The organism is Halomonas sp. 113 (assembly GCF_904067645.1).
GTDB lineage: Bacteria > Pseudomonadota > Gammaproteobacteria > Pseudomonadales > Halomonadaceae > Vreelandella > Vreelandella titanicae.
In genome coordinates this window covers 1853856-1873858 of the sequence record NZ_LR881453.1, presented here as the reverse complement: position 1 = coordinate 1873858, position 20003 = coordinate 1853856, and the positions used below count along the sequence as shown (strand labels likewise).

The window sequence follows — 20003 nt, the reverse complement described above, 5'->3', positions numbered from 1 at the left end:
TTGCAAACTGGAGCGAAATAATAGCTAATCGACACAGGAAAAATGTCCTATCATGGTAGAAGTGACAAGCAATAGAAGCATATAGCAGTCACCACCAAGTCGATATAAATTATAACAAAATAAATACGGTGGGTTTTATATGATTATCGATACGGCGAACCAAAATACCACTGGGCAGATAATACGCTCACTGCTAAAAAAAGAGCATGCTATTTCTATCTTTTCTAAAGAAGCAGCCTACGCCATAGAAGCGAAGGCAATTAAGATGGAGCTGGATACCGGAAAAATAACCTTAGCTATTCACTACACCGGAAATTCGCTTTCTCCATATTTTAAAAACGAAACTATTTGCTTTGACATAGAGGCTTCGCACCCTTCACCTGGTATAGAAGAAGAAATTTACAACATTGAGCAAGTACCTGCACACGTCATTAAGATAGATGCCTGCACTTACCATCTTGAGTGTCAGCTTCCCAACTCTATTTTTGCTTCCGATAATAGAGGTGCTCTACGCGTTCCTTTTATTCTTGGTATGCATGCACGTGTGCACCTTGAAGTCTTTGCTCATGAGCTTAATGTGGAAGGAAAAGTGCGTAACCTTTCAGTGGGCGGCTGCATGGTGTATGTCAGCCTCGAAGACAGCATGGCCCTTAGCGTTAACCAGACGCTGCCAGAGGTAACACTCGAGTTTCCAAACGGAGAAACATTCAATACTCAGGGGCGTATTCGTCATATGCGCCCTTTTGGAAGCCACGACTACGCGGCTATCGGTATTGAGTTTATTAATATGACAGCCACAATGGCTGAAACACTTTTCCATTATGTATCGGAGTCTGAGTTCGAAGCCGCTTTTCGTTCAGGGCTACAAAATAGCAATTCACGTGCTAAGTCGCGGCTTTTCATCGCAGATGCCAAAGAGAAGAAAATGCAGCACAAAGAAGAGCATGATCAAACCAAGAGTAGCCAACGATCTCCTCTGCTACGCGGTGTTCTTGAAGTCGCTCACCAGCTACAAGTCATGTTAATGTTTACTAAAAACAAAGACTTATTTCCAGAAGAGAGCCTCTATGAGTGTGTCGACAGCCTTCTTTATATGGTCACTCAAGACCGAAGGGGGCTTCAGTATGCGCTGGCTTTTTTGCATGATGAACCCGAGTGGGTTCGCCATGCCATACAAGTGAGTAGCCAGCTAGCGATGATCCTGATCAGTCGTGACCCACACGCGCCACAGACACGGGAAACAGTAGCGGGCGCCCTACTACACACCATGGGTAAACCACTGCTGATTAGCGAACAGCTCCCCTCACTTAAAATTCGCATGTCTCCATCGCAAGCCGAGCTACTCAAAGAACATGTTGTTGCACTGAATAACAAGCTAACGGCACTGGGCTGGGTCGCCAGCCCAGCCTGCCATGACATTATCCTCAATGCCAACGAACGGCTCGATGGCAGCGGCTATCCAGCAGGAAAGCAGGCTGCAGAGTTATCCGAGCGTGTTCGACTAATCAGTGTTATTAAAATAATCAATAAATTAACCCATGAGCGAAATGGTCAGCATCCGCGGCAACCTCTTGATGCCTACCGCTGGGTTAATAACTGCCCAACTATTTATGAAAAGTCATTACTTGTAGAGTATATCCAACACTTTGGCTTATACCCTATCGGTAGCTTAGCAAAGTTCTCAAACGGTTTCTTAGCATGGATAATGGATGTAGATGCAAAGGGAATGCCGTGTAAAGTTAACGTTATTAAAAACCTCTCCTTTAGAGACACATCTATTGACACGGTTCTTGAAAATAATGACTTTACTCAAATTGGACGTCTTGAGGGCACGGTGAACCCCACAGACTACAATATTCATATGGCCAATCACCCTTAGCGGCTCGCACGCCGTTGCTTTTGGCCTAGCAAACACCCAAAATTGAGCTACTTTCATTCCGTTAATCACAATGTAACGGAAGACACTTTAACGCAAAACGCTATTTATTTAAGCACTCTATTTTAAAGTACACTATGCCACCTACACCGCGCCGTTCCACCATTCTTGAAGTAGCCCGCCTCGCTGGTGCCTCTAAAACCAGCGTATCGCGCTATTTTGGCGAAGAGCGTGATCGGCTCTCGCCCTCACTTCAAGCGCGCATCGCCCATGCGGCAGGTACCCTTGGCTACCAGCCAAATCAAATGGCACGCGGGTTAAAAGGTGGTCGCTCTAAATTGTTAGGTATGTTGGTGGCAGATATCCGCAACCCATTTTCAGTGGCTATCACACATGGTGTAGAGCAAGCGTGCCGCCAATACGGCTACTCATTGGTAGTATGTAATACTGATAACGACCCAGAACAGGAGCGCCAGCATTTAGACCTGTTGGGTGCCTATCAGGTGGAAGGTCTCGTGGTAAATGCATCCGGCAGCCCTGAACGCCAACTACATACTTTCATCAGCCAGGGGACACCCATTGTGCTGCTAGACCGCGAAGTCGATCATGTGGAAGCGGAGGTGGTTGGACTCGATAATCACCTGGCGGTCGATATGGCGCTAGAACACTTGGCCGATCAGGGCTACCAGGCCGTGCTGTATGTCAGCGAAGCTCCCCAGCAGTCAAGCACCCGACAAAAACGCTTGGCCCGCTTTAACCACACTGCCGAGCAGTTGGGGCTTATTCATTCATCCTCCCTGCTTGCTAACTCAGATGGCACTGCAACGCTTCAAGAATTAAGCGACTTTTTAGCCGCCCAGCAACAGCACGCTTGCGCTGTCTTGTGCGGCAATGGCACTGCCACCCTAACCGTGACCCGCCTGTTTCAGCAGTTGGACTTACTGCTTGGCAAGGTAGGCTTGATGGGGATTGATGAACTCGATTGGTGCGCTTTGATCTCTCCCGGCATTACCACGCTTGCCCAACCCACCGATGCAATGGGTAAAACGGCTGTTCAATGCTTGATGCATCGCATTGCTCCCCACGTATCATCAATGCCAGCGGCGCTGAGTTTTTCACCTACTCTGATCGAACGAGGTTCTACTCAACGCTAATTTTTTTAGTCGGTGCTAAAAAATTGCCACAAAAATGGTATCGTTCCCATTGGATGATAATGAACAACTCGAAGAGATTACTGACTATGCCCCACTCCTTCTCTAACCCACCAGAAATTCTCACCTTCGGCGAAGCTATGGCTATGTTTGTCGCTGATTCACCAGGCGACTTATCCGGCATTGAGCGTTTCCACCGCCGCTTGGCAGGCGCCGATAATAATGTCGCTATCGGCCTCTCCAGGCTGGGTTTCCACGTGGGCTGGTTAAGTCGAGTGGGAACCGACAGCTTTGGAGGGTTTATTCAGGCGGCATTAACAGCGGAAGGTATCGATGATCGCTATATTCACGCCGATGCACAGCACCCCACCGGGCTGCTCTTTAAAGAACGTGCCCAGAACGGCGCCGACCCGCGAGTTGAATATTTTAGACGTGGCAGTGCCGCCAGCCATCTCACTATTGACGACGCCCGGGATGTCGACTTTCAGACACTTAACCACCTTCACGCGACGGGCATTACCCCAGCATTATCTGAAAGCGCCTGCCAACTTAGCCATCATTTGATGGAAGAGGCCCGCGCCCACGGCGCTAGTATTTCCTTTGACCCCAATTTGCGGCCGTCACTTTGGCCCAGCGAAAACGTTATGCGGTCGACCCTTAATGAACTCGCCAGCCGCGCCGACTGGGTATTGCCTGGGCTTTCAGAGGGCCAGCTTCTCACCGGGCAGAAGACGCCTTACGACATAGCAGGCTATTATCTGGATCAAGGTGCCTCGGCTGTGATCATCAAGCTGGGCCCCGAAGGTAGCTATTACCGTGGCAACCTGGATGGGCAAGAAGAGAGCTTTACAGTGGCCGGTTGCCACGTTGCTGAGGTGGTGGATACCGTAGGTGCAGGCGATGGCTTCGCCGTCGGTGTCATTAGCGCCCTGCTTGACGGAAGAACGGCGCGTCAAGCCGCCCAACGCGGCAACCTCATTGGCGCCCAAGCCATCCAGGTAGTGGGTGATATGGAAGGTTTGCCTAATCGCGAGCAACTATTAGCGCTTGAAGTCGACCAGCCCATTGGCTAATCGCCACACACTATTTTTTAAATAGCAGGTTTTAAATAACAGGTTTTAGATAACAGGCTTTTCACCATGGAGATAACAATGAAAAAACGTCTAGTGATTCAAGGACGACTCAGCGACGCTCAACAGACTGAACTTAGCGATTTGTTTGAAGTGGATGTGTTGCCGAAAACCAGCTCGCTTGATGCCCCTGAAAATCGTGCTCTATTAGCGGAGACACACGGCATTATCGGTTCCGGCTTAGCCATTACCCCCCAGTTGCTGGACGCAGCGCCCAACTTGAAAGTCATCGCGACCATCTCTGTTGGCTACGACAACATCCCTGTTGATGAACTTACTAAGCGCGGCATTATGCTGTGCAATACGCCTGATGTGCTTACCGAAACCACTGCCGACACCGGCTTTGCGTTGATCATGGCCGCGGCGCGCCGGGTGGTTGAACTAGCCGAGTGGGTCAAAGCGGACAAATGGCAAGCCAGCATTGGCCCGGCACTGTTTGGCAGCGATGTGCATGGCAAAACCCTAGGCATGGTGGGGTTTGGGCGCATCGGTCAAGCCGTTGCCAGGCGCGGAGCCCTGGGCTTTGGTATGCAGGTGCTCTACTCCAACGCTTCACCCAAGCCCGATTTAGAGAGTGAGCTTGGTGCGCAGCGCCGCGAACTCAACGAGCTATTGGCTGAAGCCGATTTCGTCTGTGTCACTGTGCCGCTTACCGCCGAGACCGAGCATTTGATCGGTGCCCAAGAGCTTGCGCTGATGAAGCCTTCAGGCATTTTTATCAATATCGCCCGCGGCAAAGTCGTCGATGAAAGCGCCTTAATACACGCCTTGGAAACCAGCGTTATTCAAGCAGCAGGGCTGGATGTATTTGAGCAGGAGCCACTACGCGCTGCGTCACCGCTGACGAAGATGCCCAATGTGGTCGCCCTGCCGCATATCGGCTCTGCTACCCATGAGACCCGCGACGCCATGGCCCAGCGAGCGGTGGATAATATGCGTCTAGCACTCCAGGGTGAGCGGCCAATTAGCTTAGTCAACGAGGAAACCTATCAATGAAGCCTGCCACGCCCCTGTGCTTACTGTTCGATTGCGATGGCACCCTGGTGGACAGCGAAATACTGCTTGCCGAGGTAATGGGGGATATTCTTCCCGAGTTCGGCTTACCCTTTTCAGCACGTCAATATATGGATGAATTTCGCGGGGTGCGTTTCCAGACAATCGTCCAAACCCTGGAAAAGCGTTTTCAAACATTAGCAGAAGATGCCTTTCCCCAGCTTGAGGCAGGTATGCGGGCGCGTATGGAAGCCCGTATGCGTGCCGAACTGGTGGCGATTCCTGGTATGGTCGCCGCACTGGAACAGTTAAGTAGCCACCCCAAGGCCGTGGTCTCTAATGGCCCCGAGCGCAAAATTCGCTGTGCGCTGGAAAGCACCGAACTAGGCCATCACTTTGCTGACAAGCTCTTTAGCGCCTATACCCTCAATGTCTGGAAACCCGACCCCGAGCTGTACCGTAAAGCTGCCGCCGCTATGGGCCATGCTCCTCAGCAGTGCGTGGTGATCGATGACGCGGCGGTGGGTGTGGAAGCGGGGCTAGCGGCGGGCATGCACGTGATTCACCTCAACCACTTCCCTAATGAAGAACTCACCCCCGAAGGGGCGATTGGTATCCACCACGCCAGCGAGCTTCCCACCGCCATTGCGCGCCTACACTTCTGATCGCGGTTGCTTGGTTAACTGATTAACCGCCGCTAATCAACTCTCCAACGCCCGCCCTCGACAGGCATGTTTCCCGTGCCTGCCGACGACACCGCCTGCGTGCTTATAACCCCCTCTCTCTGTACTGAAAATATGCATCGCGACCAATGTCGCATAGCCCAAGCATTGACCTACACAGTAATGACGTTAAGCTTGGCCTTACATCAAATATAAAAAAAGATTTTATATTTGAGAAACAACCATCGCATCGCAACAAGAACATCACAATAAAACGGAGAGCCTTCCATGCGCCTAACCCACTTAATGATGGCCAGCCTCGCGATTGGCTTCACCACGTCGCTTCAAGCTGCCGATTTCACCTTCAAGTACGCTCATTCGCAAACCGATGAGGCGCCGCGCTCTGAGTCCATGCGCTACTTCAAAGAAGCGCTGGAAGAGCGCAGTGATGGGCGTATCGCCGTCGAGCTCTATTTCAATGGCACCCTTGGGAAGGAGGAGGACGTACTTCAGCAAGTCCAAATGGGGCTTATTCAGGGCTATCGCGGTGGTTTGTTTGCCCAAGCTAACCCCGCCTATCTGATCTATACCATGCCGTTCCTGTTCACCACGCCAGAACAGGCTATTGACGTGATGGAGGGCGAGCTTGGCCAGGCCATTAATGAAGGCGCACGAGAAAGCCAGCTGCATATACCGGTAACCGGCGTTGCAGGTGGCATGCGCCAGTTAACCAATAACGTTCGCGCCGTTAATCAAGTTGATGACCTCCGTGGCTTGAAGATTCGCACCCCGCCACTGGCACCCACGCTGCGGGCATTTGAAGCGTTGGGAGCATCCCCCCAGCAAGTGCCTTACACCGAGACCTATATGGCGCTGCGCACAGGCGTGGTCGATGGGCAAGAAAACCCGCCCTCCAATATCGCCGATATGAAGTTCCATGAAGCTCAGGAGTACATGTCATTGCTGAACTGGCAAATCCATCCTGATCCCTTCTTTATCAGCGCCCAGTGGTACGACCAGCTACCTGAAGAGCTGCAGTTGATCGTCGACGACGTCGCTCAGGAGACGATGACCCGCTCCAACGAAATTTGGCTAGCCTCCGAAGCCAACTACCTCGAAACACTGGGCGAGCACATGAGCATTAATGACATCACCGACGAACACCGCCAAGGCTTCGTAGATGCCGTCGTTCCTGTCTGGGAGCACTTTGTTGAGCGTGGTGACTTTAGCCAGGAGCAATTAGAGCAAGTGCTCGCACTGACTGATCAAGCCGAGGTACTGGAGTAATGAATCCACCTCCACTGGCGCAGCCGATGGCGGAAGATACCGCCTTGATGCGGGTAATGCGCCGCTTCGCTAGCCTGCTGGAAAATCTGATCGCCGCATTAATTGCGGCGGTTTTCCTGCTCTGCTTGGCACTGGTGATACTGCGCTACGTATTCAGCATTGGCTTTGCCGGTGCTGAAGAGGTGATGCGTTTTCTCTTTGTGTATTCCACCGCACTGGGGGCATCGGTCGCCATTTTGCGCGGCGAGCATATCCGTATCAGCGTGCTTGTGGATGCACTGCCTTCGGCAATAGCCGTCTGGCTGAACCGCTTACGCCACTGTCTTGTGATGCTATTCAATGGCTATTTGGCATGGCTCAGTATCAGCTGGATTGGGCAAGTGGGCCGTTTCCGCTCCGCCGTGCTGGATGTGCCTAATTGGGTAGTGCAAATCAGTGTCCCCATTGGCGCGCTACTGGTCATTCTGTTTTCCTTGGCGGTGCTAATGGGTGGCGAGCGCCCCTCAGCTCAACGAGAAGGCGCGCAGGAGGGCCAGGCATGATTTTACTGCTTGTTAGCCTGATGGTGCTGCTGTTGATTGGGGTGCCCATCGCTTATTCCCTAGGGCTTTCGGGGTTGGTTTACTTTTTGATCATGCAACCAGGCTTGATTGGCGTGCTGCCCCAGCGGGTACTGTCCGGTATGGATCTGTACACCATGATTGCCCTGCCGCTGTTCATTTTGATGGGGCTGGTGATGAACGCCTCAGGCATTACCGCTCGCTTGATCGACTTCTGTTTGATGTTGGTAGGCCGTTTTCCAGGTGGGCTGGGGCACGTCAATATCTCGACATCGATGATCTTTGGCGGCATATCGGGCTCTTCTGTGTCTGATACGGCGTCGGTGGGTTCCGCCATGATTCCTGAGATGGCACGCAAGGGATACAGCGTAGAAACCGCCAGCGGTATTACCGTGGCATCTTCCACCATGGGCATGATCATCCCTCCCAGTGTGCCCATGGTGATCTACGCTGTTACCGCGCAGCAGTCTATCGGCACCATGTTTATGGCGAGCCTTGTGCCAGGTTTACTCATTGGCCTGCTGATGATGGGCATCATTGCGCTAATGGCCGGTCGTCAAGGCTACCCCCGTGCCCACGCAGGATTAAACCCGCAACAGCGCCGCCAGGTGATTCAGCGTGCGGTACTCGCGCTATTAATTCCTCTGTTTGTAGTGGGTGCGGTGGTCGGCGGTGTCGCTACAGCCACTGAGTCCGCCGCGTTAGGCGTGGGCTATGCGCTGTTTCTAGCCTTGGTGGTATTTAAAAGCCTCAAACTGCGTGAACTGCCCGCACTGTTTCGCTCTGCCGTAATGACCAGCGCAACGGTGATGATCATTATTGCCATGAGCCAGCTGTACGTGTGGATTCTCTCGATGGAGCAGATTCCCCAGCTGTTGGCAGGCTTTTTAGGCGGGCTGGATCTTACCCCGATATTGCTCCTGCTGGTGATTGCAGCTGCCGTGCTACTGATCGGCACCTTTATTGATGTGACCCCCGCGATTTTGCTGATTACCCCAGTGGTGCTGCCGGTGCTTGCCCTGGCCAATATTTCACCTGTGCAGTTTGGTGTCCTGTTGATCAGTGGCTTGGCTATTGGCTTGGTCACGCCGCCGGTGGGCATGTGCCTGAACGTCTGCTCATCCATCACAGGCCTCTCGATTGGGCGTATTTTCCGCGGCGCCCTCCCGTTTCTGCTCGCAAACCTCCTGGTGATGCTGCTGGTCATTACCTTTCCGGCTATCACCCTGTGGCCGCTCACGCTGTTCTCGTGAGCCCATTTACTTTTACTATTAAAGGAAATTCATATGGATATTCGCCAAGCGCTTCATAGCGATCATTTTAAAACCCTCGATACCCAGGGCCTGCGTGACAAAATGCTGGTCACCAAGATTATGGAGCCTGGGCAACTGTCGCTAACCTATAGCCACGTCGACCGCATTATTGTCGGTGGCGCGGTACCCACTGATTCGCCGCTTACCCTGAGCGGTGGCAAAGAACTTGGCGTTGACTATTTTCTAGAGCGGCGGGAAATGGGCGTTATTAACATTGGCGCGCCCGGGCGCATTACTGTCGACGGTGAAACGGTCGATCTGGGCACCCACCACGGCTTGTATATTCCCAAAGAGAGCCGTGAAGTCAGCTTTGAGAGCCTCGATGCGACCAAGCCCGCGCGCTTTTATATCAACTCAACGCCTGCCCATGTGCGTTACCAGCTTCGCCATATCCGCCCGGAAGATGCCTCGCCCACCACCCTTGGCGACCCCGAAACCGGCAATGTGCGTACCATTAATAAGTACCTGCATACCGATGTACTGGATACCTGCCAGCTCTCCATGGGGCTTACCCAGTTAGAGCCCGGCAGTATGTGGAACACCATGCCCTGCCATACCCACGAACGGCGCATGGAAGTGTACTTCTACTTTGACTTGAGTGAAGACGATGTGGTGTTCCACCTGTGTGGCGAACCCCGGGAGACCCGGCATATCGTGGTTGCCAACGAACAAGCCGTGATTCACCCCAGCTGGTCGATTCACTGCGGCTTTGGCACTCGCCGCTACACCTTTATTTGGGGTATGTGCGGTGAAAACCTGACCTACGATGATATGGACTTTATCGCTTCTAAAGAGCTGCGCTAAACCACTACCCAGGGAGAGTGACCAATGAAGCTATTTTCGCTGAACGGCCAAGTTGCCATGGTGACTGGTTGCAACAAAGGGCTGGGCCAGGGAATTGCCATTGCACTGGCACAGGCGGGTGCCGATATCGTGGGGGTCAACCGCAGCCCTGCTGATGACACCCGCCAGCAGGTCGAGGCCCTAGGGCGCCAGTTTTACGACATTACCGCTGAGCTGGGCAGCCAAGCGCCTAGCGAGATTGTCTCACAGGCGATCGCGCAAGCGGGCAAGGTGGATATCCTGGTCAACAATGCGGGGATTATTCGCCGGGCAGCAGCCGTTGAATTTTCAGAGCAAGATTGGGATGACGTCATTGATGTTAACTTGAAAGCCGCTTTCTTTCTCGCACAGCAGGTTGCCAAACACCTTATCGAGCGCAAAGCGCCGGGCAAGATCGTCAATATCGCTTCATTACTGTCGTTTCAGGGCGGCATTCGTGTGCCCTCCTACACCGCCAGCAAAAGCGGCATTCTCGGCCTAACGCGCCTGCTCGCCAATGAGTGGGCGGGCCATGACATCAACGTTAATGGCATCGCCCCTGGCTATATGGCCACCGACAACACCCAAGCATTGCGCGACGATCCCCAGCGCCATGCTGAAATTCTTGGCCGAATCCCCGCCGGACGCTGGGGCACGCCAGAAGACTTAGCCGGCGCTGTGATATTCTTATGCTCCGATGCCGCCCGCTACGTGCATGGACATACCCTGGCGGTAGACGGCGGCTGGCTAGCACGCTAACCAAGCGTTTTGGTTAACGCCACGATCAACGAGCGATTGGCAATCACGTAAGGGAGCTTGAATGAAGGAGAAGGCTGAAACGCAGTACCACGCCCCTGCCTTAGAGAAAGGGTTGGATATTTTGGAGCTGCTTGCCCAATCTCCCCAGCCGCTAAGCACCCAAGCGATTGCCGAACAGATCGGCCGTAAAACCAATGAGATGTACCGCATGCTGATGGTGCTGCGGGATCGTGGCTACGTCAGCATGGATGATAGCGGTAGCCGCTATCAGCTAACGCTAAAGATGTTTGAGATGGCCCACCGCTTCCCGCCCACCAAGCGGTTAGTACAGGCCGCACTACCGCGCATGGAAGAGCTGTGCCATGAAATCTCCCAGTCGTGTCATCTTAGCGTTGCTCGTCCTGGCCATCTATTGGTAGTGGCCCAGTACGAAAACCCTGACAAGATGGGCTTTGGGCTGCGCCTGGGGGCCAACATCGATATATGCGGCTCCGGTTCTGGGGCCGTCATGCTGGCCTTTCTGGATGAGCCACGCCGGGAGCGCATTCTCGCCGCCAGCGATGCAACGCAACAAGAGGTTGACCGAACGCGGGCGCTATTTGATCCGATTCGCCAGCAGGGCTACCACGTGGGGCCAAGCCCTCAAGTCCAAGGGTTAACCAATATCAGCTTCCCTGTCTTTGGGGTTCATGACGTTATCGAAGCCGTTATCACCATCCCTTATCTCACTCTGATTCCAGAAGCGATGCATCGGGAAGTTCCCAGCATCGACCGCTGCCGGGAACAGCTAGGGGAGCTGGCAGACGCCCTGACACTGGCTATTGGTGGGCGCCTACCAGCAGGTACGACGAGCTAAATGATGTTCTCTATAACGGTTTTCTCAATAACAGGGCGCTAAAAGTAGGTCGCCATACGCTCTTTAACGTTTAGTTGATCATCCACTAACAATATCTGGCGCCATTTATCGAAGGTTAAACAAGGATGAGAGGCGCCAAAGGCGACAATATCACCGACCTCGACATCTTGAGCCCCTTCCGGAAGGCCCACAAAGGTGTGCTGATCCATAATTTTCGTCACTTCCCAACCAGTCACCGGCAATGGCTGCGAGGGGTCACCTCCTTCCCGGAACCGACGCAGGGCAATAGGTAGCTGGTCATGACCGATATCACGCTTACCTAGCGCCACAATGGCAAGCCCAGGTTCGGGAAGCGACTGCACCTGGGCAAAGACTTCCAGGGCAGGCTCAAGCCCCTGCTGCAAATCCGGCCGGCGGCCTAATACCGCTGATTGCGCTTCACGATAAAGCCCATGGTCGTGGACGATGTAGCAACCTGGGCGTAGCACGGGGGTAAATCTTCCCTGAAGCGGTGCGCCCTGAAAGGCCTCTGCAATCACATCATACCAGGCGGAACCTGACGCGGTGACAATCGGGTTCTCTTCAGCAAAGCGTCCAGCAGCTTCGAGCTCTACGGCAACATCCACCAGGTATTTAGCATAGGTACGAATACCAGATTCGGGATTATCCCCGTGAACCACACCCTCATAGCCCTCCAGGCCCACCAGAGAAAGTGCTGGTTCACTAGCAATCACCTCCGCCAGCGAAAGAATTTGCTGCTGATTGCGGCAGCCACAGCGGCCACCCTCCACGCCTATCTCAATAAGCACCGATAACGTCAAGCCCCGCTCAGCAAAAAAGCGCCCGAGCTGGCGCGCATTCTCTTGGCTATCGACCACACAATAAAACGCAGCGCCCTGTTCGATCAGACTGGCGATAATGGCCATATTTGCCTGACCCACCAGTTGGTTCGCCATCAATATTCGGGTAACGCCATTGGCGAAAGCCGCACGACACTGGGGCGCAGTGGCAAGTGTGATACCCCACGCACCTGCCTGGAGCTGTCGATGGAAAAGCGCGGGCGTCATGGTGGTTTTGCCATGGGGCGCCAAGCGAGCACCGTGAGCCTCTGCGAATCGTTGCATCCACTCTACGTTATGAGCCAGTGGGCCTTCATGCACCACGGCGGCGGGAAGGCTGACACCTGATAGAAGGTTTGATCCCAATTCCTCACCGCCTTTATCCATCGCTAACGCCATTGTCTGCATTCGCCCATATCCTCTTTTTTAATAAAGCATCTATGTTAGATACTTTCACAACTATTGACTTAAGGTTAGAAACTAACATACTTTTTAAATCAGGCAACCATTAGGAGTCCACGGTGAGCCAGGAAATCGACATCTTGTCACGTATTACCACTGACTTTGCTGCCTTGCGTGAAGCTGAAAAAAAAGTCGCCGAGCTGATATTTGCTGACATCGAGTTTGTCACCGAAGCAAGCATCGGTGACATCGCCCAGCGCGCCGGGGTAAGTGATGCCAGTGTCACCCGATTTGCACGCGCTATCGGCTGCACTAATGTGCGCGACTTAAAAACGCGCTTAACACGCGCTTTAGCAGCAGGTCGCCGTTTTATACAAGAAGCGACCCCCGAAGACAGCTCAAGCGTGGTGTATGACATTGCCACACAAACCCTCGCGCTTAACCGTGACTTGCTCGCCCAGGCCGATGTGGCAGGCGCGGTCGAACAGCTGGATAAAGCGCGCCAGATATTGGTATTTGGCGCAGGGGGCGGTTCCAGCATTCTCTGCCAAGAGTTTCAATTCCGTTTAGTCCGTCTTGGCTATGCGATCTGCGCTTACCCTCAAGCACTCTTACCCCGCATGGTAGCGTCAACCCTTGAGCCAAATGACGTAGTGGTTGTGCTATCGGTCACTGGCTATACCCCGGAGATGGTGGAGTCGGCACAAATTGCCAGGCAGTACGGCGCAAAAGTGATTGCCATCACCGCCCTGAATTCTCCTTTAGCCGATACATCCGACATTGTGCTCCCGATCACCTCTCGGGAAACCGACTTTATCTATCACCCTTCAGCTTCCCGCTACGCCATGCTGGCGGTCATCGATGTGTTAGCGCTTGAACTTGCCATGCGCCACCGAGAGCGTTCACGGACTAAATTGCGTCGTCTCAAGCTTAGCCTCGATGACCATCGCGGTGGCGACAACCGCCAGCCACTAGGAGATTAAGATGGTTTACGACCTGCTGATTCGTAACGCCAACGTACTGGATGGCTCCGGCGCCGCTCATTTTCGTGCCGATGTGGCTATTCAAGGCGAGCGTATCTGCGCCATCGGTGACATGCCCTACGCCACCGCCACCACCATGATTGACGCCGAAGGGCGCTATCTGACGCCTGGCTTTATCGATGTCCACACTCACGACGACACCAATGTCATTCGTACCCCAGAGATGCTGCCGAAACTGACACAAGGAGTAACGACGGTGGTGGTGGGTAACTGTGGGATCAGTGCGAGCCCCGTGACACTCACTCACGAAGTACCCGACCCCATGAATTTACTGGGCAAGCTAGAGGACTTTCGCTACCCAAGCTTCAGCGCCTATACCAATGCCGTAGACGCTGCCGCACCCAGTATTAACGTCGCCGCTTTGGTGGGGCATACGAGTCTGCGCAGCCAGGTGATGGACAGCTTCGCCCGCCCTGCCACTGCTGAAGAAATTGCACAAATGGAAGTGCTGCTAAGCCAAGCGCTGGATGAGGGAGCCCTAGGGCTTAGTTCAGGGCTTGCCTACCGTAACGCGATACACGCGCCGACCGCCGAGATGGCCCCACTGGTGGCAGCCGTTGGCCAATCAGGCGGCGTATATACCACCCATCTTCGAGATGAGTTTGCGGGCCTGCTGGGTGCCATGGACGAAGCATTTTCCACCGCTCGCAATGGCCAGGTGCCTCTGGTGATCTCGCACCTTAAATGCGCAGGCGCGGGCAATTGGGGAGGAGCGGGTAAAGCGCTGAGTAAACTGGAGACTGCCGCCCAGCACCAGCATGCCCACTGCGACTGCTACCCCTACACCGCAGGCTCCTCCACTCTAGATCTGGGCCAGGTCACGGATGAGATTGAGATCACCATTACCTGGTCGACACCGCACCCTGAGCAGGCGCGTCGCCCGTTAAAAGAGATCGCCGCCGAATGGGGGGTATCACTGTTAGATGCGGCCAAGCAGCTACAGCCGGCGGGGGCGGTTTACCACAACATGAGTGAAGCGGATATGCAGCAAGTGTTAGCGCACCCGCTCTCCATGGTGGGTTCCGATGGATTACCGAACGACCCGCACCCCCACCCACGCCTTTGGGGAGCCTTTCCGCGTGTGCTGGCCCACTACAGCCGCGATTTAAAGCTAATGCCACTGGCCGAAGCGGTACGCAAAATGACCAGCCTTTCGGCGACTAATTTCGGCTTAACGGATCGCGGAGTGATCCGCATAGGCGCCTACGCAGACCTCACCCTTTTTGATCTAACGATGCTTGAAGATACGGCCAATTACGAGACCCCCATCGCAGCCGCTAAAGGCATCGAAATGGTCATAGTGAACGGCAAAATCGCCTATCACCAAGGCACAATTTCAGACCAACGCGCGGGCAGAATGCTACGCAGAACAGAGCGCATTTCGCAATCGATCCCCACCTTTCAACCCAACCAGGAGCAAACATCATGAGCATTACTCGATACGGCACGGAAGGCGGCGTAGGCACCGGCGGTCAGAAGCTGCCCTTTGCCCGCGCCGTAGAGGCAGGTGGCTGGCTATACGTCTCCGGACAAACACCAATGACCGACGGCGAAGTCGTTGAAGGCGGCATTGTTGAGCAGACCCGCCTCGCCTTCGATAACTGCCTGGCCATCATGCAAGAAGCAGGTTTCGGCGTTGAAGACGTCGTGCATGTCACCACTGTACTCACCGATGCGCGCTATTTCACCTCGTTCAACAAGGTGTTTAAGGAGGTCTTTGGCGACAACCCACCGGCACGCATCTGCAGCGTTCAAGACCTGGTGGTGGATTGCAAAGTTGAGGTTGACGTGAAGTGCTTCCGCGCTGATCGCGCCTAAACACCCAACGTTAAGTACCCCCAAAAAAAAGCGCCGCACCCCGGCAAGGGCGCAGCGCCAGATTACCGCGTGATTAGGATAAAAAGCCCCGCGGTAATCGCTTCCATTGCCTACCTTCGGCCGCGGCAACGGCCGGATAAACAACGATAAGAGGTTAACATGAACAGCCAACTATTCCTTATTACCTTCGTGCTCTACATTGTCGCCATGATTGTGTTTGGCTGGAGGATTTCAAGACACAAACGGGGCAGCGGCGACGACTTTCTACTCGGCGGGCGAAGCGTTCCGCTATTCCTTACCGTAGGTACTACGGTCGCAACCATGGTGGGCACTGGCTCCAGCATGGGCGCCGTCGGATTTGGTTACGCCAACGGTTGGGCAGGTGCTTTATACGGGCTTGGGGGTGCCGTGGGCATTTTACTGCTCGCGATCTGTTTTGCTCCCGTACGTAAACTTCGCTTTATGACCATGAGTGAGGAACTCGCCTATTACGTCGGTGCGAATCGGCTGGTACGTAATGTGGTCGCGCTACTTATCTATATCGCCTGTATAGGCTGGTTGGGCGCGCATATTCTTGGCGGTGGTCTCTACCTCTCCTGGATGGCGGATATCGATCTAACCACCGCACGTATTCTGGTGGCGTTAGGCTTCGGCATTTACTGCGTGGTGGGGGGTTATTTTGCGGTTATCTGGACTGACACCATTCAAGCGGTTGTACTGTTTGCGGGTTTTATTTTGATGGCGGTGCTGGCGCTAGTGGAGGTTGGCGGCTTCTCAGGCCTTACGGCAGGTATGGATGCGGGGGCCACTAGCTTTCTAGGTATTGGTCAAATTGGTGCGCTGCCAGCGCTGTCACTCGCTGCCGTCATTGCCATTGGCGTGCTTGCTACGCCCTCCTTTCGTCAGCGCATTTATTCAGGAAAATCAGTCAAATCGGTACGCCGCTCGTTCTTAATCACCGGCGTTCTTTACCTGGGCTTTTCGATCATTCCCGCGATTATTGGTATGGCCACCCACGCCCTTAACCCTGGGCTTGAAAATAGCAACTTCGCCTTCCCTTTTCTGGCCACTGAAATTATGCCCCTAGGATTAGGACTACTGCTATTGGTAGCGGGTCTTTCCGCTACGATGTCTAGCGCGAGCTCTGATGCCATTGCCGGTGTTTCCACGCTGATTCGCGATCTATATGTGCTGGCAACGGGCCGCACGCCCTCAGCGCGAAATGTAGTGCGCTTCTCGCGTATTGCGCTAGTGGCAACCATTGGTCTGGCGCTGCTGTTCGCGCTGGCCTCAGACAATGTCATCACTTACATCACCCGCATGATCTCGACGATTCTTTCAGGGCTGTTTGTGAGTGCCATGCTGGGCCGTTTCTGGCCGCGTTATAACTGGCAGGGTGCCATCGCCACGCTGATTTTCGCATCAGCGACGTCATTAACGATTATTGCCAATAGCGACTGGACAGCCTTCTGGGGTAATCCAAGCATCCCCGCGGTGCTGGTAGCGCTGGTAGCGGGTGTGATTGTAAGCCTAGCGACGCCCGCTTCACGCGTGACTTCTGCCCAGGCACTGGCAATTCTTGACCAAGAGCGCAAGCGTATGGAGCAAGTGCCCGAACCGACTCTCACGAACGCTGAAGCGCCCGCTGCACCTCGCTAATCGTTAGCCATTAGTGCGCACTAAAAAACCCCACTGATTGATTCAATCAGTGGGGTTTTGAACTTAACGGGATTATAAGCCCGCTAGTGCCTCACGCAACCCGCCCTGGGTGAGTGTTTGATATGCCACCAGCACCGCCTGTGCAAACGCATCGTCTTGTGCCAATGCGTTTGGCACCACATCGTCCATGGCTAAATAGGCCGCTACCAGCGCGCGGGGATCGCTACCATGCATCTGGTGCAGCTCTGCAAAGCGCTTGGCTAGCGGATCATCCACGAGGTAACTATTTCCTTGCAGGTCTTGACCCGCGGTATAGCGAATCCAGGCCGCCACCCCCAACGCCACGCAGGGCGAAGTTTGACCAGCGGCACTACGTTCCAGCGCGCCGGAAAGCCAGCGCTGTGGAAGCTTTTGGCTACCATCCATAGCGATCTGCTGCAGACGATGACGCAAACTGTCATTGGCAAAGCGTGCCAGCAGCGAGTCAGCATAAGCGTCTAAATCGATTCCCTCGGGCATCTCAAGTGTAGGTGCCGCTTCTTCAAGCATATATCGGCGCAACAGCGCCCGAAGCTCGACGTGATTGATGCCGTCATAAACCGTTTCGATACCTGCAAGCGCGCCAAGATAGGCAAGCAAGGAGTGGCTGCCATTGAGCATGCGCAGCTTCATGGTTTCAAACGGCGCCACATCTGCCACCATCTCAACCCCCTCAGCTTCCCAGCCGGGTCGCCCCTGGGGGAAGTTATCTTCAACCACCCACTGCGTGAACGCTTCGCATACCACGGCGTTTGGATCGGTAACGCCCAGTGCCGCTAAGCGCTCAAAATCGGCGTCGGTCATCGCGGGGACGATGCGATCCACCATGCTGCAGGGAAAAGCCACTTCACTGGCAATCCAACTGGCCAACGTTGCGTCTCGATGCTCGGCCAGTTGCACCACCGCTTGGCGAGTCCGCTTACCGTTATCCGGCATATTGTCGCAAGAGAGCACGGTAAAGGGGGCAATGCCAGCCTCATGCCGCCGAGCTAACGCTTCCACCAATAGCCCTGGTGCGGTACGTGGCTGCTGGGGCGAGGCTATATCGCCGATGATCATGGGGTCATCGACTCTCAACTCACCGCTGGCAGGGTTTAAAAAGTAGCCTTTCTCAGTGACTGTTAACGTAACGACACGGGTATCCGCAGACGCCATTCGCGCCAGGAGCGCCTCTCGGTCTCGGCCCCAGCTATCCATACCTTCGTCCGCGCCATCACGGCCCGAGAATAGCGTCTCTTCAATAACGCCAATTTCACGCAGCGTGACGCTGTCACTATCGGCGTACTCCGCTACATGATAGCGCTGCCCTGCCGCACGTAAGCCGTCGACTAAACCAACGCTAGAGCGTAAATTCGCGCTGCAAACGCCCCACTCACCATCGCCACTGCGTTGGCGATAACGTTCTAAATAGACCGCTTGGTGGGCACGATGAAAAGCGCCTAACCCCAGATGGACAATCCCGATCCGACCACTTCTTGGCTTTGCTTCAATAAGCTTTGGAGCCATCATCAACTACTCTCCCATCAGCAAGTTAGGCAACCAAAGCGAAATCGCGGGGACATAGGTCACCAACAACAGTACCGCCAAGTTGCACAGCAAAAAAGGCACGATGGCTTTTGCCACCGTCAACATAGGTAGCTTGCCAATCCCCGCTACCACGAATAGGCAGACCCCCACCGGCGGGGTTGTCAGCCCAATCATCAGGTTCAACACCGCGATTACCGCAAAGTGAACCGGATCGACACCCACGCCAGTGGCGACTCCCACCAAGGCCGGGAAAAGAATAATCAGCGCGGCAATAGTCTCCATAAAAGCGCCAACAAACAAAAGAATCAGGTTAAGGATGAGTAAAACAATGAGCGGGTTATCGCTAATGGAGAGAATCAGTGAGGCTATCATCTGAGGGATCTGCTCACTGGTGAGTATCCAGCCAAACAGGTTGGCTAACCCCACCATCAGCAGGAGTGCCGAAGAGGTTAATACGGTGTCTGACAAAATCGCCGGAAGCTTTTTCCACGACAGGCCTTTATACACATACATGCCGACGACCAAGGCATAGAGGCAAGCCACAATAGAAGCTTCGGTAGGGGTAAAGAACCCGCCAATAATGCCGTAGAGAATAATCACAGTCATCAGCAGTGCCCAGAAGGCCGTTTTGGCTTCGCGCAGCAGCTGCAAAAACGGTACCCGCTGCTCTTTGGGATATCCACGCCGAACGGCCAGGATATACACCGTAATCATCATGGCGAGGCCCATTAGAAGCCCCGGTACGGCACCTGCCAGGAACATCCGTCCGACCGAAATCCCGCTGAGCGAACCGGCAATGATCATGGGTACGCTGGGCGGTATAATCGGCCCAACGGTTGACGAGGCGGCGGTAACCGCAGCAGCAAACGGCTTGTCATAGCCTGAGCGAGCCATACCGGGAATCATCACCGAACCGATGCTGGCTGAATCTGCAACCGCCGTGCCGGAGATACCACCGAAAATCATCGACCCTGCCACATTGGCCAAGCCAAGACCGCCGCGAATGTGGCCTAACAGAGCATTGGAAAAACGCACAATATGATCAGTGATATTGCCCACGTTCATTAAATTGCCGGCCAGCACAAAGCCGGGAATACACAGCAGCACGAAGGTGTCGATACCCGCATACATGCGCTGCGGCACGATGGTTAATGAAATGCCTTCAAGCAGCAGATAAGAGAGCGAGGCTAACCCCAGCGCAAACGCAATGGGCATTCCCACCAAGAGCAAAACCAAGAAAACGCTAAAGAGGATAATAACTTCCATG

The 20003-nt window shown here is 54.2% G+C and carries 18 protein-coding genes; 15 read left to right on the top strand and 3 right to left on the bottom strand.

Going from position 1 to position 20003, the window contains the following annotated elements; all coding sequences use genetic code 11:
* The first annotated feature begins 139 nt into the window (after positions 1-139).
* From YERSI8AC_RS08755 to YERSI8AC_RS08705, 11 genes are all read left to right on the top strand, one after another.
* Positions 140-1879 carry an HD domain-containing phosphohydrolase gene (locus tag YERSI8AC_RS08755; RefSeq protein WP_159176586.1) on the top strand — a complete coding sequence of 580 codons (1740 nt, stop codon included), beginning with the start codon at positions 140-142 and terminating at the stop codon, positions 1877-1879.
* A 134-nt stretch (positions 1880-2013) separates the two neighbouring features.
* On the top strand, positions 2014-3030 hold the full coding sequence (locus YERSI8AC_RS08750; protein ID WP_159176585.1) for a LacI family DNA-binding transcriptional regulator: 1017 nt from the start codon (positions 2014-2016) through the stop codon (positions 3028-3030).
* An 86-nt stretch (positions 3031-3116) separates the two neighbouring features.
* The gene (locus YERSI8AC_RS08745) at positions 3117-4100 is read left to right on the top strand and encodes a sugar kinase (RefSeq protein ID WP_159176584.1); all 984 of its coding nucleotides are present in this window, start codon (positions 3117-3119) and stop codon (positions 4098-4100) included.
* A 78-nt stretch (positions 4101-4178) separates the two neighbouring features.
* Complete coding sequence (locus tag YERSI8AC_RS08740; RefSeq protein ID WP_159176583.1) at positions 4179-5153, top strand: 2-hydroxyacid dehydrogenase; 975 nt, start codon at positions 4179-4181, stop codon at positions 5151-5153.
* Positions 5150-5815 (top strand): HAD family hydrolase, encoded by a 666-nt coding sequence (locus YERSI8AC_RS08735; RefSeq protein ID WP_159176582.1) that lies wholly within the window; start codon positions 5150-5152, stop codon positions 5813-5815. The genes YERSI8AC_RS08740 and YERSI8AC_RS08735 overlap by 4 nt, the downstream gene beginning before the upstream one ends.
* 285 nt (positions 5816-6100) lie before the next feature.
* Positions 6101-7099, top strand: coding sequence for a TRAP transporter substrate-binding protein (locus tag YERSI8AC_RS08730; RefSeq protein WP_138800029.1), 999 nt, complete (start codon positions 6101-6103; stop codon positions 7097-7099).
* The gene (locus tag YERSI8AC_RS08725) at positions 7099-7641 is read left to right on the top strand and encodes a TRAP transporter small permease (protein WP_138800028.1); all 543 of its coding nucleotides are present in this window, start codon (positions 7099-7101) and stop codon (positions 7639-7641) included. Before YERSI8AC_RS08730 ends, YERSI8AC_RS08725 begins: the two co-directional genes overlap by 1 nt.
* On the top strand, positions 7638-8912 hold the full coding sequence (locus YERSI8AC_RS08720; protein WP_138800027.1) for a TRAP transporter large permease: 1275 nt from the start codon (positions 7638-7640) through the stop codon (positions 8910-8912). The genes YERSI8AC_RS08725 and YERSI8AC_RS08720 overlap by 4 nt, the downstream gene beginning before the upstream one ends.
* Positions 8913-8945: 33 nt before the next feature.
* Positions 8946-9776, top strand: a complete 831-nt coding sequence (gene kduI, locus YERSI8AC_RS08715; protein WP_159176581.1) for a 5-dehydro-4-deoxy-D-glucuronate isomerase — start codon at positions 8946-8948, stop codon at positions 9774-9776.
* A gap of 24 nt (positions 9777-9800) precedes the next feature.
* Positions 9801-10553, top strand: coding sequence for a 2-dehydro-3-deoxy-D-gluconate 5-dehydrogenase KduD (gene kduD, locus YERSI8AC_RS08710; protein ID WP_159176580.1), 753 nt, complete (start codon positions 9801-9803; stop codon positions 10551-10553).
* 61 nt (positions 10554-10614) lie between these two features.
* The gene (locus tag YERSI8AC_RS08705) at positions 10615-11409 is read left to right on the top strand and encodes an IclR family transcriptional regulator (protein ID WP_009287709.1); all 795 of its coding nucleotides are present in this window, start codon (positions 10615-10617) and stop codon (positions 11407-11409) included.
* A 38-nt stretch (positions 11410-11447) separates the two neighbouring features.
* Here YERSI8AC_RS08705 and YERSI8AC_RS08700 read toward each other — a convergent pair whose 3' ends face one another.
* The gene (locus YERSI8AC_RS08700; RefSeq protein ID WP_159176579.1) at positions 11448-12656 is read right to left on the bottom strand and encodes an amino acid deaminase; all 1209 of its coding nucleotides are present in this window, start codon (positions 12654-12656) and stop codon (positions 11448-11450) included.
* A 113-nt stretch (positions 12657-12769) separates the two neighbouring features.
* On the opposite strand from YERSI8AC_RS08700, the gene YERSI8AC_RS08695 reads away from it, so the two are divergent.
* The 4 genes from YERSI8AC_RS08695 (at position 12770) to YERSI8AC_RS08680 (ending at position 17170) form a co-directional block, all read left to right on the top strand.
* Entirely contained in the window at positions 12770-13633 is an 864-nt protein-coding gene (locus tag YERSI8AC_RS08695; RefSeq protein ID WP_009287708.1) for a MurR/RpiR family transcriptional regulator, read from the top strand.
* A gap of 1 nt (position 13634) precedes the next feature.
* The gene (locus tag YERSI8AC_RS08690) at positions 13635-15122 is read left to right on the top strand and encodes an N-acyl-D-amino-acid deacylase family protein (protein ID WP_159176578.1); all 1488 of its coding nucleotides are present in this window, start codon (positions 13635-13637) and stop codon (positions 15120-15122) included.
* On the top strand, positions 15119-15511 hold the full coding sequence (locus YERSI8AC_RS08685; protein ID WP_159176577.1) for a RidA family protein: 393 nt from the start codon (positions 15119-15121) through the stop codon (positions 15509-15511). The genes YERSI8AC_RS08690 and YERSI8AC_RS08685 overlap by 4 nt, the downstream gene beginning before the upstream one ends.
* A gap of 159 nt (positions 15512-15670) precedes the next feature.
* The gene (locus tag YERSI8AC_RS08680) at positions 15671-17170 is read left to right on the top strand and encodes a sodium:solute symporter family protein (RefSeq protein ID WP_159176576.1); all 1500 of its coding nucleotides are present in this window, start codon (positions 15671-15673) and stop codon (positions 17168-17170) included.
* A 72-nt stretch (positions 17171-17242) separates the two neighbouring features.
* On the opposite strand, the gene YERSI8AC_RS08675 is transcribed toward YERSI8AC_RS08680, so the two are convergent.
* Both YERSI8AC_RS08675 and YERSI8AC_RS08670 read right to left on the bottom strand, forming a co-directional pair.
* Positions 17243-18718 (bottom strand): mannitol dehydrogenase family protein, encoded by a 1476-nt coding sequence (locus YERSI8AC_RS08675; RefSeq protein WP_159176575.1) that lies wholly within the window; start codon positions 18716-18718, stop codon positions 17243-17245.
* A 3-nt stretch (positions 18719-18721) separates the two neighbouring features.
* Positions 18722-20002: a TRAP transporter large permease gene (locus tag YERSI8AC_RS08670; RefSeq protein WP_022524046.1), complete on the bottom strand. Its 1281-nt coding sequence runs from the start codon at positions 20000-20002 to the stop codon at positions 18722-18724.
* Between the last annotated feature and the right edge of the window lies 1 nt (position 20003).

Bases quoted from the DNA above. Each gene is read 5' to 3' on its own strand.
- YERSI8AC_RS08755 (WP_159176586.1), top strand. From the start codon at position 140: ATGATTATCGATACGGCGAACCAAAATACCACTGGGCAGATAATACGC.
- YERSI8AC_RS08750 (WP_159176585.1), top strand. From the start codon at position 2,014: ATGCCACCTACACCGCGCCGTTCCACCATTCTTGAAGTAGCCCGCCTC.
- YERSI8AC_RS08745 (WP_159176584.1), top strand. From the start codon at position 3,117: ATGCCCCACTCCTTCTCTAACCCACCAGAAATTCTCACCTTCGGCGAA.
- YERSI8AC_RS08740 (WP_159176583.1), top strand. From the start codon at position 4,179: ATGAAAAAACGTCTAGTGATTCAAGGACGACTCAGCGACGCTCAACAG.
- YERSI8AC_RS08735 (WP_159176582.1), top strand. From the start codon at position 5,150: ATGAAGCCTGCCACGCCCCTGTGCTTACTGTTCGATTGCGATGGCACC.
- YERSI8AC_RS08730 (WP_138800029.1), top strand. From the start codon at position 6,101: ATGCGCCTAACCCACTTAATGATGGCCAGCCTCGCGATTGGCTTCACC.
- YERSI8AC_RS08725 (WP_138800028.1), top strand. From the start codon at position 7,099: ATGAATCCACCTCCACTGGCGCAGCCGATGGCGGAAGATACCGCCTTG.
- YERSI8AC_RS08720 (WP_138800027.1), top strand. From the start codon at position 7,638: ATGATTTTACTGCTTGTTAGCCTGATGGTGCTGCTGTTGATTGGGGTG.
- kduI (WP_159176581.1), top strand. From the start codon at position 8,946: ATGGATATTCGCCAAGCGCTTCATAGCGATCATTTTAAAACCCTCGAT.
- kduD (WP_159176580.1), top strand. From the start codon at position 9,801: ATGAAGCTATTTTCGCTGAACGGCCAAGTTGCCATGGTGACTGGTTGC.
- YERSI8AC_RS08705 (WP_009287709.1), top strand. From the start codon at position 10,615: ATGAAGGAGAAGGCTGAAACGCAGTACCACGCCCCTGCCTTAGAGAAA.
- YERSI8AC_RS08700 (WP_159176579.1), bottom strand. From the start codon at position 12,656: ATGCAGACAATGGCGTTAGCGATGGATAAAGGCGGTGAGGAATTGGGA.
- YERSI8AC_RS08690 (WP_159176578.1), top strand. From the start codon at position 13,635: ATGGTTTACGACCTGCTGATTCGTAACGCCAACGTACTGGATGGCTCC.
- YERSI8AC_RS08685 (WP_159176577.1), top strand. From the start codon at position 15,119: ATGAGCATTACTCGATACGGCACGGAAGGCGGCGTAGGCACCGGCGGT.
- YERSI8AC_RS08680 (WP_159176576.1), top strand. From the start codon at position 15,671: ATGAACAGCCAACTATTCCTTATTACCTTCGTGCTCTACATTGTCGCC.
- YERSI8AC_RS08675 (WP_159176575.1), bottom strand. From the start codon at position 18,718: ATGATGGCTCCAAAGCTTATTGAAGCAAAGCCAAGAAGTGGTCGGATC.
- YERSI8AC_RS08670 (WP_022524046.1), bottom strand. From the start codon at position 20,002: ATGGAAGTTATTATCCTCTTTAGCGTTTTCTTGGTTTTGCTCTTGGTG.